The sequence below is a fragment of the Candidatus Magnetobacterium casense genome (assembly GCF_000714715.1).
In the GTDB taxonomy this organism is placed as follows: Bacteria; Nitrospirota; Thermodesulfovibrionia; order Thermodesulfovibrionales; family Magnetobacteriaceae; genus Magnetobacterium; species Magnetobacterium casense.
The window spans coordinates 27,503-43,586 of sequence record NZ_JMFO01000001.1 but is presented as its reverse complement, the minus strand read 5'-3'; the positions used below and the strand labels follow the sequence as shown (position 1 = coordinate 43,586).

13 protein-coding genes are annotated in these 16,084 nt (G+C 52.2%); 3 read left to right on the top strand and 10 right to left on the bottom strand.

Annotated elements, in window-relative coordinates:
• Positions 1-20 precede the first annotated feature (20 nt).
• From Mcas_RS00170 to Mcas_RS00130, 9 genes are all read right to left on the bottom strand, one after another.
• Positions 21-647, bottom strand: a complete 627-nt coding sequence (locus Mcas_RS00170) for an NADH-ubiquinone oxidoreductase-F iron-sulfur binding region domain-containing protein (protein ID WP_040333248.1) — start codon at positions 645-647, stop codon at positions 21-23.
• 5 nt (positions 648-652) lie between these two features.
• A complete protein-coding gene (locus Mcas_RS00165) occupies positions 653-2,542 on the bottom strand; it encodes an NADH-quinone oxidoreductase subunit NuoF (protein ID WP_081853479.1) in 1,890 nt (629 codons plus the stop codon).
• Positions 2,529-3,035: an NADH-quinone oxidoreductase subunit NuoE gene (gene nuoE, locus Mcas_RS00160; RefSeq protein ID WP_040333245.1), complete on the bottom strand. Its 507-nt coding sequence runs from the start codon at positions 3,033-3,035 to the stop codon at positions 2,529-2,531. The genes Mcas_RS00165 and nuoE overlap by 14 nt, the downstream gene beginning before the upstream one ends.
• Before the next feature lie 108 nt (positions 3,036-3,143).
• Positions 3,144-5,126: an anaerobic carbon-monoxide dehydrogenase catalytic subunit gene (gene cooS / locus Mcas_RS00155; protein WP_040333243.1), complete on the bottom strand. Its 1,983-nt coding sequence runs from the start codon at positions 5,124-5,126 to the stop codon at positions 3,144-3,146.
• A 137-nt stretch (positions 5,127-5,263) separates the two neighbouring features.
• Entirely contained in the window at positions 5,264-7,462 is a 2,199-nt protein-coding gene (gene acsB, locus Mcas_RS00150) for an acetyl-CoA decarbonylase/synthase complex subunit alpha/beta (protein WP_040333241.1), read from the bottom strand.
• A 137-nt stretch (positions 7,463-7,599) separates the two neighbouring features.
• Positions 7,600-8,943, bottom strand: coding sequence for an acetyl-CoA decarbonylase/synthase complex subunit gamma (gene acsC / locus Mcas_RS00145; protein ID WP_040333240.1), 1,344 nt, complete (start codon positions 8,941-8,943; stop codon positions 7,600-7,602).
• 19 nt (positions 8,944-8,962) lie between these two features.
• A complete protein-coding gene (locus Mcas_RS00140; protein ID WP_040333238.1) occupies positions 8,963-9,898 on the bottom strand; it encodes an acetyl-CoA decarbonylase/synthase complex subunit delta in 936 nt (311 codons plus the stop codon).
• 79 nt (positions 9,899-9,977) lie between these two features.
• The gene (locus Mcas_RS00135) at positions 9,978-10,757 is read right to left on the bottom strand and encodes a dihydropteroate synthase (protein WP_040333236.1); all 780 of its coding nucleotides are present in this window, start codon (positions 10,755-10,757) and stop codon (positions 9,978-9,980) included.
• A gap of 187 nt (positions 10,758-10,944) precedes the next feature.
• A complete protein-coding gene (locus Mcas_RS00130; protein WP_040333234.1) occupies positions 10,945-11,133 on the bottom strand; it encodes a type II toxin-antitoxin system HicB family antitoxin in 189 nt (62 codons plus the stop codon).
• A 132-nt stretch (positions 11,134-11,265) separates the two neighbouring features.
• Between Mcas_RS00130 and Mcas_RS00125 the strand changes: the two genes are divergently transcribed.
• Complete coding sequence (locus tag Mcas_RS00125; protein WP_040333233.1) at positions 11,266-11,655, top strand: hypothetical protein; 390 nt, start codon at positions 11,266-11,268, stop codon at positions 11,653-11,655.
• 24 nt (positions 11,656-11,679) lie between these two features.
• On the opposite strand, the gene Mcas_RS00120 is transcribed toward Mcas_RS00125, so the two are convergent.
• Positions 11,680-14,145 carry an NACHT domain-containing protein gene (locus Mcas_RS00120; protein WP_040333232.1) on the bottom strand — a complete coding sequence of 822 codons (2,466 nt, stop codon included), beginning with the start codon at positions 14,143-14,145 and terminating at the stop codon, positions 11,680-11,682.
• Between the two features lie 494 nt (positions 14,146-14,639).
• On the opposite strand from Mcas_RS00120, the gene Mcas_RS00115 reads away from it, so the two are divergent.
• A complete protein-coding gene (locus Mcas_RS00115; RefSeq protein WP_040333231.1) occupies positions 14,640-15,179 on the top strand; it encodes an LA_3696 family protein in 540 nt (179 codons plus the stop codon).
• Between the two features lie 217 nt (positions 15,180-15,396).
• Positions 15,397-16,080 carry an alpha/beta fold hydrolase gene (locus tag Mcas_RS00110; protein WP_200873593.1) on the top strand — a complete coding sequence of 228 codons (684 nt, stop codon included), beginning with the start codon at positions 15,397-15,399 and terminating at the stop codon, positions 16,078-16,080.
• Positions 16,081-16,084 lie beyond the last annotated feature (4 nt).

Below are 16,084 nucleotides of genomic sequence, written 5' to 3'. Positions count from 1 at the left end.
ACACTATTGTCATGCCAATCTCACGCAGCCGAGTGTACCGCAGCCGCCTTTGCATCAACGATCTCTATGGCGCCATAGGTGCAGGCCGGAACGCACAGGCCACACCTGCTGCATCGCTTATCCACTATTTCGTAGGGTATGTACCCCACCAGGTAAGACTTCTTTCGCTCACCAACGATGGCAAAGTCCTTACAGACCACGCGGCAGTCATCGCAACAGACGCACTTGTCCGCTATCACCCTGTAGACGATGAGCGACCTGCACTCCTTATCTGGACACACCCCCTCCACGTGCAACGAGTAGAGGTTGGGGGATGTCTCCATCGTGTCGATGATAAACTTGGCCGTATCCTTGCCCTTCTTGCACATGGAGGATTCAAGCATCAGCGGCGCTATCCGCCTGATGGCCTGTACGTCCAGCTCCGTGGCCTTGCCGTCGGCCAACCTGCGCATCCGTATGCGCATTTCGTAACTGCCCATTGGACAGGGCAGACAACGGGCACACATCGGACCATCTATGAACTCATCCAGGAACATAAGGGCCTTCTGCACGGCACACTTATACTTTTCGACGTCCCGTGCGATCTCCTTTATGTCCTTTTCTTTCTTTTCGGTCTTTTCCGTCATCGTTATAGTCTCTTTTGGCATAGTCTCTATCTCCCGGCAGCGACTGGCTTAGGCTTTGGTACCTTGCCGATCTTAACTGCCCCAATTGGACAGGCCGTGTAGCAGGCCTTGCACTTGGTACACTCGTCCTGGTCAATGAAATACGTGCGTCTGGTCTCCTTGACTGCGTTAAAGGCACATGCCTGTTTGCACAGACCACACAGGAAACACATGGCATGGTCAATGGTAAACTGCCCAAGGCCGCTACAAACCTTGGCACGGCAGTACTTGTCGTGTACGTGTTCTTCGTACTCTTGTCTGAAGTACTTCATGGTTGACAGGATTGGGTTAGGCGCACTCTGACCGAGGCCGCACAGGGACATCTTCTGTACGCGCTTACTGAGCCACTCCAGACGTTCGAGGTCTTGGGGTTCGCCCTTTCCGGCGGTTATCTTGTTGAGGATATCGAGCATCTGATACGTACCGATCCTGCACGGGGGACACTTGCCACAGGACTCCTCTTTTGTAAAGGTCAGGAAGAAGCGCGCAACGTCCACCACGCAGGTGTCCTCGTCCATGACGACCATACCGCCGGAGCCCATCATCGACCCCACGCTGGCCAACGAGTCAAAGTCCACGGCCATGTCAAGGTACTCCTCCGGCAGACATCCACCGGATGGACCTCCCGTCTGCACGGCCTTGAACTTTTTGCCGTCTAAAATTCCGCCACCGATCTCGAAGATAATTTCGCGCAACGTGATCCCCATCGGGACCTCCACCAGACCGGTGTTTCTGACCTTACCCGTCAGCGCAAACACCTTGGTTCCAGGTGAGTTAACCGTGCCGATACTCTTAAACCAGTCCGACCCGTTTTCGATTATGTGTGGCACACATGCAAAGGTCTCTATGTTGTTGAGGTTGCTGGGATAGTTCCAGACACCGCCGCCGTACTCGGAGAGCCTTGGGGGTCTGGGGCGCGGGAATCCGCGCTCGCCCTCAATGGAGGCCACAAGCGCCGTGGACTCACCACAGACAAACGCCCCGGCACCCTCTCTGGTGTCCAGGGAGAAGCTGAAGTTAGTCCCCAGGATGTTATCGCCCAGGAAGCCCATTTCCGTGGCCTGCTTGATGGCGTGCTTGAGGTTGACCACGGCCAACGGATACTCGTGTCTTACGTAGATGTAACCGTACTGGGCGCCGATGGCATATGCACACAGGAGCATTCCCTCTATAAGGCCATGCGGGTCGCCCTCCATAATCGACCTGTCCATAAAGGCACCGGGGTCGCCCTCATCGCCGTTGGCTATGACAAACTTGATGGGGTATCCGGAGCTTTTTACGTGTTTCCACTTTTTGCCTGCGGGGAATCCTGCCCCTCCACGTCCCCTTAGATTTGCCCTATCCACTTCTTCCAGCACCTCATCGGGGGTCATGGTCGAAAGTGCCCTGGCAAGTGCCCTGTATCCGCCAACGGCCAGGTAGTGATTGATGTTGCGCGGGTCTATCAGGCCATTGTTTCTGAGGGCTATTCTCTTTTGCTTCTTGTAAAACGGCAGAGTTTCCATGATCTCCAGCGGCTCTTCCATGACGGATTGCCTGTATAGGAGCTTTCTCACGGAATAACCCGCCGATATCGTCGTTGACACTATGTCGTGTGCATCGGTTGCCTTGACCCTGTTGTAGTAATAACCCTGAGGCTCTACCTTCATGACGGGGCCTTCCTGACAAAAACCCTGACAACCGGTGTGGACGATCTCTATGTCGTGCCCGGCGGCCTTGCTATGGTGCTCCAACTGCTGTCCGACTTTCTTGGCACCGGTTGCGACACAGGCCGTACCGGTACACATCCTGATGCGTGGTACGCCCTCTTTGAACACCTCGTCCTTGAGCAACAGACTGAGGTTGTTGAATGCCTCGATGCTTCTAATTTTCTCCATAGTCTTTGCCCTCGTCTATTTCGGTCATGAGGTCCTTTAGTTTTTTGGCATTTATCGCCCCTACGACCTCTTCATTTACGGTGATAACGGGGGCCAGTCCACAGCACCCGACACATCCGACGGTCTCAAGAGTCACCTTGAGGTCTTCGGTGGTACTGCCGGCCTTTACGTCATAGTTGTCCTCCAGGGCGTGAAGCACCTTGGACGCCCCACGCACGTGACAGGCCGTCCCGGTGCACACGCGCACGATGTTTTTGCCGCGCGGCGTGAAGTGAAACTGCTTGTAGAAGCTGGCCACGCTGTATATCTCAGCCAGTGGCAGTCCCAGCGTCTTGGACAGCTCACCAAGTGACTCTGAGGGCAAATAGCCTTCTTCAGTCTGTATCCGGTGCAGGGTCGGGATCAGGACGCCCTTTTTTTTCTCTTTGTCCGAGATGATGTCCTTGACCACGCTCATCACTGCGTTTATGTCATTAGTCTTTATATCATCCATCGCTCTAAATTCTTCCTCCGCGCCAATGTCATTCCCGCAAAAGCGGGAATCCAGTTGAGCCAGACCACCCCGGCTCGCCCCATTCATGCCGCATTTAGTGTTTTGCACTCAGGATGCCTGCTGCTGTTCCTTTTCCAGCTTTCTCCTGTCGGCCATGGTCATCAGGACTCTCTCTGCGCCGAACTTGCCTGGCTCGTACTTCTTGAGCTTCAGAGCATCGCGCTTTGAATCTATTGCGGACAGTGCCCTTTCCAGGATGTCCTTGGGGTCCGGGATGAATTCCAGTTTGCCGCCGACGCGTTTTTCCCAGAAGTCGGTCAGGAGCTTGACGACGGTCTCACTTGCACCCATGGGGTTTTCCGAGCCAAAGATCGTGTGCATACCCGATGCCACGCAGTAGGCGCCAATGGCCAGTGCCTTTTCGCTCATCCACTCTGGTGCAATGCCTATGGCTGGCAGGTCAAAGATGTCGTCGCCCAGGCCACCCTCCTCGCACATGTGGGTTGCAATCGTTAGTATGCGGGAGTTGTCCACACACGAACCCAGATGTAGTATAGGCGGTATCCCGATGGCCACGCAGACCTCTCTGAGTCCCACGCCCGCCATCTCAAAGGCATGTTCCGGGGTCATGTATCCGGCCTTTGCACAGGCTGCGGCCCCGCAACCGGTTGATACCACCAGGACGTCGTTGCGTATGAACTCCGTGGCCAGGTAGTCATGAAAGCTGTCCTGTGATGTCCGTGGGTTGTTGCATCCCACGATACCGGCCACGCCGCGGATACGTCCGGCCATGATGGCATCGTTGAGCGGCCTGAAGGATCCCCGAAAACTGCCCCCCTGCATGTACTCGATGTACTCATGCGAAAAGCCCGCTATTACCGGGGAGGACTTAGATGAACGCTGTCCCTTGGTCGTCCGGTTGGGGAAGTTGTCACAGGCCAGTCTCAGTATCTGCCTGGCAATGTCCTTTGCCCTGTGCTCGTCGTACTGGATGTGGGTGGCATCCACCATCTTGCCTTTATGTGATGTGGTGATTATCTTGGTGTGGAACTTTTTGGCCACATCGGCGATTGCCGGCATGATGCACTGGACATCAACGACCATTGCTTCAGCCAGTCCCGTCATGACAGCCAGTTCCTGGTTGAGGAATCCGCCGGCGGTAGGTATGCCGTGTCTCATAAGGACTTCGTTTGCCGTGCAGCACATTCCCACGAGGTTGATGCCCTTGGCGCCCTTTGTGGCGGCGTAGGCGAGTATCTCCGGTTCCGAGGAGACGTCCACGATCATTTCGGCAAGGGTTGGCTCATGGCCGTGCAACACCACCGTTACCTCGTCCTCCTTCATCACGCCCAGGGAGGCCGTGGAGAGCTTGGGCATTGGCGTGCCAAAGAGTATGTCGGTGATATCGGTGCTGAACATGGAACCGCCCCAACCATCGGCCAGCGACACCTTGAGGGCCGCCATCAGGAGGTTTTCCGGGTCCTGGTCAACGCCCATGTTTGTCCTGTGCATGGCCTCGGCTACCTCTCGGTCTATGCCTCGGGGTGTGATGCCCCACTTCTTCCATACCTCCTGACGTTTCTTGGTGGCGCGTCTGACGTATGAGACCTCACCCTTCTGTTGCCCGAAGTTGGCGATGATGGCTAGCGCTACCTCCTTGCCGATTTCGTTCTTGTTCTTGCCCTCCGTCTCTATACCGAGTATGCCGGCGACTTTTTTCAGCTTCTTTTCGTCCTTGATTTCAAAGTCCTTTGCCTCACCGGTAGCCGCTTCTAAAAGCGTGAAGGCCATATCTCTTGCGTGGTCGCTGTGTGCGGCAGTGCCTGCGGCGCACATTCTGAGGAAGTTCCTCGCTGCTACTACCGGCAGTGATGCCCCGCACACGCCCCTTGCATCTTCGTCGGCGTTGGGGCCAACAAGCCTGCACGGTCCCATAAAGCATATCTTGCAACATGCCCCGCTGTGCCCTATCGGACAGGGCTTGAGGTCCTCAGCCCTGTCAAAGGCCGACTTCATGCCATGTGAATGCGCCCATTGGATGATGTCCTCTGCCACCGCATCGGCGCTCTTTACGTTCTTTAATGTATTCATTGCTGCACTCCTTTCGTAAAACTTTAAAATCATCCTGTTTGCATCCGTTTGTCATTCCTGCGCAAGCAGGAATCCACCATCGTGGATTGTCGTATCAAGTACGACAATGACAAACTGTAATAACAAACGTGGATGACCTAAAACAGCGAATTCATAGTCAACGCCGGATGGTCTGCGGCAGTGAGGTGTTCCACCAGCTTCTCCGCATCCTCGGCGATCGATTCATCGGCTATCTTGTCAAGCAGGTCAGGCACGCCCTCTTCCTGTGCCCTGTGCATGAATGCCTCCTTGACGCGCTCCTTGAGCGACCTGGTCATCCAGACGATCCGCTTTATTCCGCCGTCGGCAAAGAGGAACTTCCTGCTCGTGATAAAGTTGACCCCGATGCCCATAAACCCGGGCGTCTGTAACCCACCGCCAACCGTGCCGGCCAGCGACGAAAACTTCATCCCAATGGGGGTCATACCGACATGTCCGCGTTGCACTATCATGACCCCGTTTGCCTCCGGCACCACTGCCAGGATGCACTCAAAGCACCCACAGGAGGTCATCGGGTTTTCCATAATCGTGTATGCGTTAAAGGACTCCACGGCCCCACCAGTTGATGCCTTGATGTAGTCATCCACGCCCGTCCATCTGCCATAGACCGGTTCGAGGGTTTCGCCCTTTGGGATGGGCTGGTTTCCGCCTGAGGGGTCGATGCCAAAGGCCGCCTTGCAGTCGAGCCAGTTGTAGGCCCCGCACAGACCAAGCCTCTCCGGCGTTATGACACACGTGTGGCTGGGTGCAAAGGACTGACACAACAGACACGAATAAAACGTATCCACGTTCTCATCCGTAAGCGACCCGATACGGTCATCGCGCTCACGCCATATGCGTCTGGTTTCATCCCTGAACGACAGCACCTCCGGCTCGTCAACCATCAGCGTTACCTGGACCTTGTCCACGATGGCCTTGAATCTGCTGTGCGTCATCGTGTGGTGTATCTTGGCTATGTCCTCGAGGGAGAAGCCTTCGTTCTTGGCCGACTTGCTGATACGTATCCAGTTGACGTCGCGCTGGCCCATGTGCCAGATGCCTTGACCTTCATTTATGTTATGGTGGAGCTTTCTCTCCATGATAGGCTCGTAGTCCGACTGTGCCTCCCTGCCGGCGACCTCCACGAGTATGCCAAGGGGCATCTTGCCTCCGGCCTCATAGCGCTCCTTCCAGTTGTCTCCCTTGATTACGATCTTGCCGTCCTCGATTTCATCAAGTTCCCGCAGTCTCAGGAACTCAAAGGCGGGTGTATAGTTGCCGCCAAACTCGATAAACGTGTCCTCTTTCCTGACCCTCTCACCCTCAAAGGCAGGTCCGTAGGCGATGGGGATGTTTGGCTTGTGCGACACGACCTTGAGACCTCTGACCTCAATGGCACGTGCGACGAGTTTTTGGTGGTTGAGTTCCTTGTCCACTTCTTCGTAAGTGGTAACGCCCGTGGGATGTATAACGGGTACATCCGTGTCGCAGATGGCCGGGAAGCCCATGTTGATGGCACCGGCGCCGGTTGCCCACTTTACGTCGTCCAGGGGGCCCAGCGGCAAGGCAAAGGCAAAGACCCTGTCCTTGGTGTATTTCAGGCAACCCTTGAAGTCCCCGGGCTTCATACCGCCGTAGATCATTGCAGCCCTGATTGACCAGTCCAGGGCGTAGAGGGTGTGTTCGGTGTGCGTCCCCAGCGGAACGACGTAGGTGTCCCAGCCGAGGTCTACCTTCTTGCGCTGGAGCTGTCTGGTGATTGTTTCGCCATTGGACGTGCCTGAGAGAAACACCAGGATGTTCTTTTCCTGTATCTCCCTGACAATCCTCACGGCGGTATCGTCATCGGGTGCGGCACCGACGATGGCCGCAAAACCGGGCATTCTACCGTCAACAAGCTGGATGCCGAGGTTTCTCTGGATCGTGTCCGTAATAAAGCCGTTGTACACCAGGCCGGTGTCGGGGTCTTTTTCCGGCTCAAGGCCCTCTATGTAGCGGCAGGCCAACCAAATCTCCTCTGCAAACAACGTGGCCATTCCACTGTCGAGTGCCTCGCCGAGGTAGGGTGTCCACTTATCGTTGGTTGGTTCGGGGTGTAGGTAGGCCTTGGTCATTGTCAGTGCCTCCTGCATGTCCTTGAGCGTCTTTACAGCAAACCCCGTCATTGCATATATCATTGGAAGGTAGTAGGCGGTGTCGGGGAACTCAAAGACGTAGTCCTTGCCCTTGTCCGCCGTGACCTTGTTCAAAAGCATTTGCGCGTTGTCAAACACCCTGTGAGCACCCCTGATGGCTCCGGATGCTATAATTTTCGACATAATCTTCCTCCTAACCTATGTGACTTAAGTCATTGCATGTTCTCTTGTGCATCGTTTATACTTTACCTTAACATCCATATTCTTATTCTGAGCATTAAATCCACCGCAAAGGGCATTGGAGTTAAGCATTGCTTCCCCTATGCAGACCTGCCCTTGAGATAACTCGGGATAGCGTTGGCCTCACGAGGCCCGACCGTTATCTTCCATCCGGGGAGCTTGTCCTCAAGTGCGCCACTGAGTATGGCCACGTAGCCGGGGATTATCAGTTCCTTGTTGGCGATCTTGCCTTCAACGCCGCTTTCGTTTATAAATGCGGCTATCTTGCTTGCCGTAAACTTACCGGCAGCCCACGCCGTCAACACCGACAGTCCTTCGCAGTCCATTACGGCCAGGAACGTTGGCACCTTGCTGTTTTCAATCTCGCCGGCAACGATGAAGTACGTCAGAGAGAAGTTCGTTGTCACCAACAGCGGAGACTCTGCCTTGGTGGTGCCGATTTCGTAGACCTTCTGCTCCACCTGCATTGGCACCTGCGGGTCGGTGTATATGTTTTGTCTCAGGGTAAATGAGACGAGGTTGCGCCACTTTTCAGCTCCGGAGACGAGTATTATCGATGCGTACTTGGATATCCCCAGACCAACCATCAGTGTCTCAAGCATGTGGTCTGCCCTGACCATCGAGTTCAGGACGGGGTAACCCAGGGCCTTGTTGCCCTTTTTCAGGACTGCCCTCCTGATGTACGTGTTGTGCTCGAGGATTTCCTTGCCAGTCTTGGCACCGGAGTCCATGACCATGTCTGCCACACCAAGGCCCTTAACCTTCTCTGTCAGGTCGGATAGTTCCGACAGTCCGTTTGCCTTTACACCGGCAACGGCGGCGTTGTCCTTGATGAGCTTGGCCATGTCTGCCGCATTTGCATCCGTGACGCCATAGACCATTGGTTTTTTGCCGGCATATGAGGCAAGTGCAGCACGAGCGGCATCGACGTTTTCCGTGGCCAGGATCACCGGCACGTCACCGGCCTTGGCGGCAACGGTCTTTGCCAGGGCGTCAAACTTGCCGACGTCACCGGAGTCGTTGAGCAGGGCCAGGGCGTCAATTTTGAGCTTCTGTCCAACGCGCTCGATCTCCGAGGCAATGCACTCGGCGAGCTTTTTTGCCACCACGTCGTCGCTGTCGTTGTCGCTGATGGTCAGTGCAAACACACACGGGTTGACGAACTTCTTTTCGTGTCTGAAGAGCACGGTTTCCTCTCCGACTTTCACGGCACGGGCACCGGCGCCAAAAGTTATCCCCCTGATGGGCGGAGCTGATGCCTCACCCAGGCTCTTCTTGGCCTCCTCCGAGACATCGGGGCAGGCATCCAGTGACACCTTTCTCTGTGCCAACTGCATCGCAAAGGCCAGACACGTGGGGAACCCACATTTTTTGCAGTTGGTCTTTGGCAACTGTTTAAAAATCTCTACTCCTGTTAATGCCATATTGTCATATCCTCCAAGATTAAACCATTTCGTCGATAAAGGCCTCGATGGTGCTGATGGCCTGTGGATGGCGCATGATCAGCAGTTCTGCCCCCGACAACATCAGAGAAGCCGCCGTCTGGGCCTCCCACGCTATGCCGCGCTCCTTAAGCGATCCCCACTCCGGCAACAGCTCCTCGGATGCCGAAACCTCCTTGATCTTCCACACGTAGACGCCGACATCGGCCAGCATGGGTTGCTGCATCATCGTGTCGTTCTGCGTCAGTGCGGCCAACCTGATGCGCTCCATGACCGAGTACGTGTACTCCAGCCCGTAGCCCAGTGCCGAACACATTGGATCGACTATGATCCGGTCCTTGCTGAACCCCAACTGCGTGATCATGATATTGAGCTGCTTGGACAGGTTGATATCGAGTTCGGACATGGCGATGAGCTTGTGGTCGTTGGCCATAGCCGAAGCTGCGATGGTCTTGTAGTTGGACTCCTGTGCCTTGCCGATGATGCAATTAAAACCCTTTGCGACTTCGGATGCCTTTACGAGGACATCGGTGTCTTTTTCGGCGTGGTTGCTGCCGATGATTATTAGCGGCACCTTAATGGCGCCCAGGACGTCCTTGACAACCTTGGCGGCATCGTTGGCTGAACGGTCGCCGCTATCGGGATGGGTGCCGCTCAGACGCAGGGCGATCATCTTTGCCTTTAACGTGTCCTGGCAGTGCAGCGCCCACTTTACCGGGTCATCGCCGACACCCGCGTAGGCCTCCTTCACAGTATCAGGCCAGTCTGTGGGTGGGATGTCCATAATCTCACAGGCGATTACGGGTCTGTTGGGCATGGCGCCCTCAAAGGAATGAAACGGCAATACCGATTCCCCTCCAATAGCGACCTCGCTCTGCCCTATTGCTGTTGTGTACACCTTACCGGTGTACGTCTCTTTAGGTGGTGTAAATGCCATAAAAACCCCTCCGGTTTAATTCTTTATTTTAGCTACTGTCTATCTCTTGCACTGTCGGCTCTGTGTAAGTTTCTGCCTGCTACATCTCCAGGTACGAATGTGCGTAGAGCGTATTATTGAGTATAGCGTCAACGGTCTTGACGGTGGTGACAATCTCTTCGGCGTCACCGATGGCTGCCGTGAGGCCCTCGTACAGCAGGAGGGTCAGGAAGTGGTTGTTGAGTATGGGGCGGATTTTCTTGGGGCAACCGTTTGAGATGTTGCTGAGACCGACGACGGTCTTCATGGGCGGGTCGTTGAGTTCCTGGAACATTTTGATGGTCTTGACTACTTTCAGTGCCTGGTCCTGGGTCGTAGCGATCTGAAGGACGAGGGGGTCGAGGTAGATGTTCTCCATAGGCACGCCAAAAGAGCCTGCGATGGCCATCAGTTCAGCCGCAATGCCGCATCTTTCTTCGGCGTCTGCGGGCAACCCGCCCTTGCCGACGGTCAGGGCGATGATGTCGCTGTTGTACTTGGCGGCGAGTTCCATGATGGGGTGTCTTTCGGGGTCGTTGGAGGTGGAGTTGATCAGGGGTCTGCCCCACTCGTTGTTGTGTACGCGGAGGCCCTTCTCCAGGGCGTCGTAGTTGGTGGTATCCAGGCACACTGGAAGATGCACGACCTCCTGAATGGTCGTAACCATCCACTCCATTAGGTCTTCCTGTCCCTCGGCGGGACCGATGTTGGCGTCTATCATGCCGGCGCCGTGGGCCTGTTGCGCCTTGGCTATCTCCTGGATGGGGCCCTTGTCGCGTTTCATCATGGCCTCTCTGACTCGCTTGGCTATTATGCTCAGCTTTTCACCGATTATCAGCATAAGTGTCTCCTTTTTCGTTTCTATATTTTCATGACCAAAATCACCGTTTGAACTTAAATATTAATTCATTACGGGTAAAAAAAACAATGGTACCTAAAAAAAAGACGACCATAAAGAAAGGGGGGTGATATTTAGTCGCCACTCAATATACTTATGAACTCATCGACCGTCAAACCTGCGTTACGTATCAATGCCCTGAGAGTACAATGGTCAGGGCCTTTTGGTTTTCGGCCCACAGCCAGGCTATTATTGCCTCCTTGATATTTTCTATTGCCTCTTGTTCGGTTCTACCCTGGGAGACGCAGCCTGGCAGGGCAGGGACTTCTACCACAATCCAACCATCTTCTGCAAGTTCTATCTTAACATGGAATATCATACTATCCGTTATTATATCAAAACGTCAGCAATTTTGTCTTGCGATATTGTATAATAGGGCATGAGTGTAGTAACGGTACCAAAGGTCTTACGTGAGAGGCTTGGCGACTAGGCGACGGATGCCTTCATCCGGTTGATAAACGACGCCGGGTTTGACACGAGAAAAGAGCTGGCGAGTAAAGAAGATTTCTCCAGGCTCAGGGAGGAGCTGCGCAGGGTAGAAGTCGGTTTAAAGGAAGACATGCTTAAGTTGGAGGCTAGACTCAAAGAAGACATGAACAAGCAGGGGGTCAGCCTCAGGGAGGATATGCATAAGCTGGAAACCACTTTGTTCAGGGTGGAGACAGACATCCGGGAAGATATGCACAAGCAGACAGCCGAGCTGGTTGAAGCAATAAATAATCTAACTACCAGCGTAATCAAGATAGAGGGCAGGTTGGCAAAACACGGTTGGATGATGGGTACCCTGATAGCCTTGGTCATAGCTGTACTTGGTCTTGTGGCGAGGACATTCTTCAAATAAGCGCCCTCGTGCGATCCCCGCGGCCTACCTGACCTGTTCGCGGATGAGCCGAATCCCCTCCCACGCCGGTAGCTTGCACTCGATCCGGGCGAGGGTCAACTGACTCCACAGGTAGAGACGTAAAGCGGTGTGTTGGTCTGCTTCGGAATTGTTTCTTGCCTTGATTCTTAACAGTCGCTTCCACCATGGTTGAGTGATATTACGTATTATTTCATCAAGGCCAATGTAAATGTATTCAAAGATGCGAGCGATATATTTTCTGTGAGCTATAATGCGTTCTTCGTCCGTCTCTGAAATAGCAATCTGCAATATATCCTTCAATAATGTAAAGCGTCTTTTAATATACTCGTCATTGCCTGACAATATAGCTTTAATATTTTTCATGGCACTATTATACTTTTCGCTTGCAATATCATCTGATATTGTGCCAAACACTACATTATAACGGTCACGGGCAAGGGCAAGGTCACGGGCAAGGTCAAGGGTGTCTATAATATCTACATCGACAGGTTGTAGAGATGTTGAGCCTAAAAATATATATAATTTGTCGTTTAAGCTCTTTTTCATCTCCTCAGTCAATCCCAAAAGCCTCTCACTGCCTGTTTCCCCGCACCATGTGGCGATCTTATCAGACTCTTCTGCGGCAGCCTTGGCCTCTTGAAGCGTTGGCAGGCGATACGATACCGTTCCACCGTACCTCTCCGTAAGCCATTTGCAAAACTCCACGGCATCACTTGCCCTGACACCGACAATTGGCTCATCAGCACTGCCTGATGGAAATATGTACTCCAGCCAATGGTCAGGTTGTCGATACTCTTCTTTCTTTCGCATATCGTCAATAAACAACTGATATGCCGCACATGTTACATACCCGCTGCTTATCTGCCGGGTGTCATCTATCGTAACAAACGCCTTAAGCTGCCTGTTCATGATGACCTCCATTGCAAGCCTCCGCAGGTCTTCATCAGGAGATTCAATGCTGTTTGCAAAGAATCCCTCAACGGCATCACGGGTGGTTTTCTTGATTTTTGTAGCCTCTCCAAGACACTCATGTGCCAGTTTTAGAGAAGGTATCGTCTTTGCCTTAAGACATGCCTTGATGATGCCTGTAGCCTCCCCACGTGCCGCATATAACCTCAAGGTCTCATGCCACCAACTGTCACTTACAAGGCTGTGCCAACCATGAGTACTGCCATGCCTGCTCAACCAGCATGAAACGGTCAGGAACTCCTGAAAGGTGAGGTGGGCAAAACTGAGAATCCCGGCCTCCTGTTCGATCAAAAGACCGCTTGACTCCTGAAGTTTCACAAAAAAGGCTTCCTCTTCACCCTTTTTGACACCTATCAAGGACAAGGCCCCTGATGTTAAGGTAACGGCATCTTTTCGCGGTATCTCGCGTATCCTCTCTTTCATCATATGACATGCAAGAGGCTCCAGGATGCTTCTTTTCTGGGCGGAGTCAAACTCATCAACAAGCCCTTTCACCTGCCGCCAACGAGAAAGCATCACCTCGCATATCTCTGCATAAAGCTCAGAGCGATTGCCAGGCAGTGCGCTTCTATATCGATGCACCATCGATATCATAGTCAGCAGCAGGGGGTTTGCCGTAAGTGCGTTGAGTGCCGGGGTTGTATACAGCCGCTGGAGGAGGTCTGACGCACCACGGGAGGCCCTCTCGCGCACCTTGTCGTTAAGCTCATTGCCCTCGCTTCTGATCTCGTTTGCAAGATACCAGTTGTTGACAAAGCGTTTCACCTGTACGGCATCAAAGTTCTGCACCTCAAGGACATGAGCGCCCTCAAGTGGTGCAGCCTTATACCCAAGCGGCCTCGACGTCAGGAGAAACAGACTCTCCGGATACGCCTTTATCTGCATATTGACCCACGCGGAGACCTTCTGTCTGTCCCCCTCGTCTCCAACCTCATCCAGGCCGTCAAGGAGGACGATGCACTCACCCTTTTTCAGTTTGCGATCAAACCAGGTTTCGGGCGGCTTGAGACCTTGAAACAGTGCCTCGTTGCTGAAATAAACCCTTGCAAGCTCTCCAAGTGTAAGGGGCTTGGGTTTCTTCAATTTCGGGCTACCTGCGATGTCCTTTGCAACCTGCCTTATTGGGATGAAGATCGGCACGTATGGGCGTATCTTATACCTCCCGTGACGTTTGTATGCAAGGGTGACTGCTATGTTGTGAAGCAGGGTGGTCTTGCCACAGCCCGGGGGGCCAATCAAGGCATAGCCATCAACCCTTTGCCCCTTCTTGCGTGCCTTCTCGCTGATGCGTATGAAGTCCCAGATTTGCCTTGTCTGGGCAAGCTCCTTGGTCTCTACCAGGTTTGTCAGCAGCTTGTTCGGATTGCTGCCTGGATCGATCCGCACCTCGACAAAGACCTGATCGAGATCGAGTGCAAAGGAATCGATCAGGCCAAGCCCCTTTGTGTTAAACGTGTTGTGGTCAGTTATGATCCTCCGGAGGTATAGCCTGTCAAACACAAAGGAAGGGTAGTCCTGTAGAGGTAGTGATACTATCCTTTGATGGTTTTTCCTAATCAGGCATTTAATGCTGTTTTTAAAGATGGATTCCCACTTTCGTGGGAATGACATGAACTATTTAATAATGAGGGTTTAGTCTACATGCATCACTACTTCTGCAGGACTACCCACAAAGGATATTATCCCCCCAGTATGTCGGCCAAGGCTAAAGGTATTGCCTTGAGTATGTTACCAAGTTTCATAAACTATTTGTTTAAGTGTCTCCCCATAGTTACCCTGACAATACCACATTCCGCTCTCTGCTTCATGAGCAGAATCACCGTTTGAACTTAAATATTAATTCATTACGGGTAAAAAAAACAATGGTGCCTAAAAAAAAGATGGGGAAGGGCAACGGAGGAACCGGTGGGGATGGGTTGGGGTGAGTTATCCATAGTTGCTCAAGCGAAAGGTTCTCATCAGCAATTTTGTCTTGCGATATTGTATAATATGACATGAGTATAGTAACGGTACCAAAGGTCTTACGTGAGAGGCTTGGCGACGAGGCGACGGATGCCTTCATCCGGTTGATAAACGACGCCGGGTTTGACACGAGAAAAGAGCTGGCGAGCAAAGAAGATGTCTCCAGACTCAGGGAAGATTTGCGCATGGTAGAAGCCGGCCTGAAGGAGGACATGTTTAAGCTGGAGGCCAGGATCAAGGAGGGCATGACCAGGCTCAAGGAAGACATGAACAAGCAGGGAGTTAGCCTCCGGGAGGAAATAAACAAGCAGGGAGTCAGCCTCCGGGAAGAAATAAATAAGCAGGGAGTCAGTCTCAGGGAAGATATGCATAAGCTGGAAACCACTTTGTTCAGGGTGGAGACAGACATCCGGGAAGATATGCACAAGCAGATAGCCGAGCTGGTTAAGGTAGTAACTAACTTGAGTGATACCGTAACCACGGTAAAAAGCGAGTTAACATACATCAAATGGATAATGGGCACCCTGATACCAGTAGTAGTTGGTATTTTGGTTAAACTCCTGTTCAAGTAAATAGAGGAGGGGGCGGAGGGGGTGAGGCACCCCTGCCGTAAACCGCCCTCCTTCTTTCCTTTACCATGAAATATAAAGAAGATACAACTTGACAATGATAAGATAAAAGTAGTACCATCTCAAATATGGAATTTTTATATTTAAAGAGGGTAAGGTCATAAATACTATAATTAAAGGTCAGGATGTACATTACTACGCATGTGGAGAAGGAGATAACGTGCTATTGCTCCATGGATGGGCAAGTAATCTGGACAGTTTTGTGTCTGTTCAGAAATATTTATCCAGCAGATTTAAAGTATACGCCATAGATTTTCCAGGCTTTGGAAAAAGCGGGGAACCGAAAGAAATATGGAATACGGAGGATTACTGTACCTTTTTGGAAGCATTTATGGAAAAAATGAACATTGTTAGACCAATAATAATTGGACACTCCTTTGGTGGCAGAGTGGCAATAAGGCTTGCAGTAAAAAAAAAAGCAGACAAACTGATACTAATCGATAGTGCCGGGATAAGACCGAAACGAACTGCAAAATATTACTTTAAAGTGTATAGTTATAAATTGGCAAAGTATATATTAAAACACTTGTCACCACGGTTATTGGCAAAATATAAAGCCTCTGTCGGTTCCAAAGACTACATCAACGCATCCCCAATGATGAAGCAGATATTGATTAAAGTCGTCAATGAAGATTTAACAAAATTGCTACCGGAAATCACTATACCCAGCTTGCTGATATGGGGAGAAAATGATATGGAAACGCCTCTGTATCAGGCACATGTAATGAACAAACTAATACCCGACAGTGGATTGGTGATCTTAAAAGGAGCCGGACATTTCTCCCATATCGATAAAATGCGGGAATTCCTGATTGTAACAGGTAATTTTCTGAATATAAACTAAACAA

What these genes read in the sequence shown, in the direction of transcription:
- Mcas_RS00170 (WP_040333248.1), bottom strand. Translation starts at nt 647, where the DNA reads ATGCCAAAAGAGACTATAACGATGACGGAAAAGACCGAAAAGAAAGAA.
- Mcas_RS00165 (WP_081853479.1), bottom strand. Translation starts at nt 2,542, where the DNA reads ATGGAGAAAATTAGAAGCATCGAGGCATTCAACAACCTCAGTCTGTTG.
- nuoE (WP_040333245.1), bottom strand. Translation starts at nt 3,035, where the DNA reads ATGGATGATATAAAGACTAATGACATAAACGCAGTGATGAGCGTGGTC.
- cooS (WP_040333243.1), bottom strand. Translation starts at nt 5,126, where the DNA reads ATGAATACATTAAAGAACGTAAAGAGCGCCGATGCGGTGGCAGAGGAC.
- acsB (WP_040333241.1), bottom strand. Translation starts at nt 7,462, where the DNA reads ATGTCGAAAATTATAGCATCCGGAGCCATCAGGGGTGCTCACAGGGTG.
- acsC (WP_040333240.1), bottom strand. Translation starts at nt 8,943, where the DNA reads ATGGCATTAACAGGAGTAGAGATTTTTAAACAGTTGCCAAAGACCAAC.
- Mcas_RS00140 (WP_040333238.1), bottom strand. Translation starts at nt 9,898, where the DNA reads ATGGCATTTACACCACCTAAAGAGACGTACACCGGTAAGGTGTACACA.
- Mcas_RS00135 (WP_040333236.1), bottom strand. Translation starts at nt 10,757, where the DNA reads ATGCTGATAATCGGTGAAAAGCTGAGCATAATAGCCAAGCGAGTCAGA.
- Mcas_RS00130 (WP_040333234.1), bottom strand. Translation starts at nt 11,133, where the DNA reads ATGATATTCCATGTTAAGATAGAACTTGCAGAAGATGGTTGGATTGTG.
- Mcas_RS00115 (WP_040333231.1), top strand. Translation starts at nt 14,640, where the DNA reads ATGAGTATAGTAACGGTACCAAAGGTCTTACGTGAGAGGCTTGGCGAC.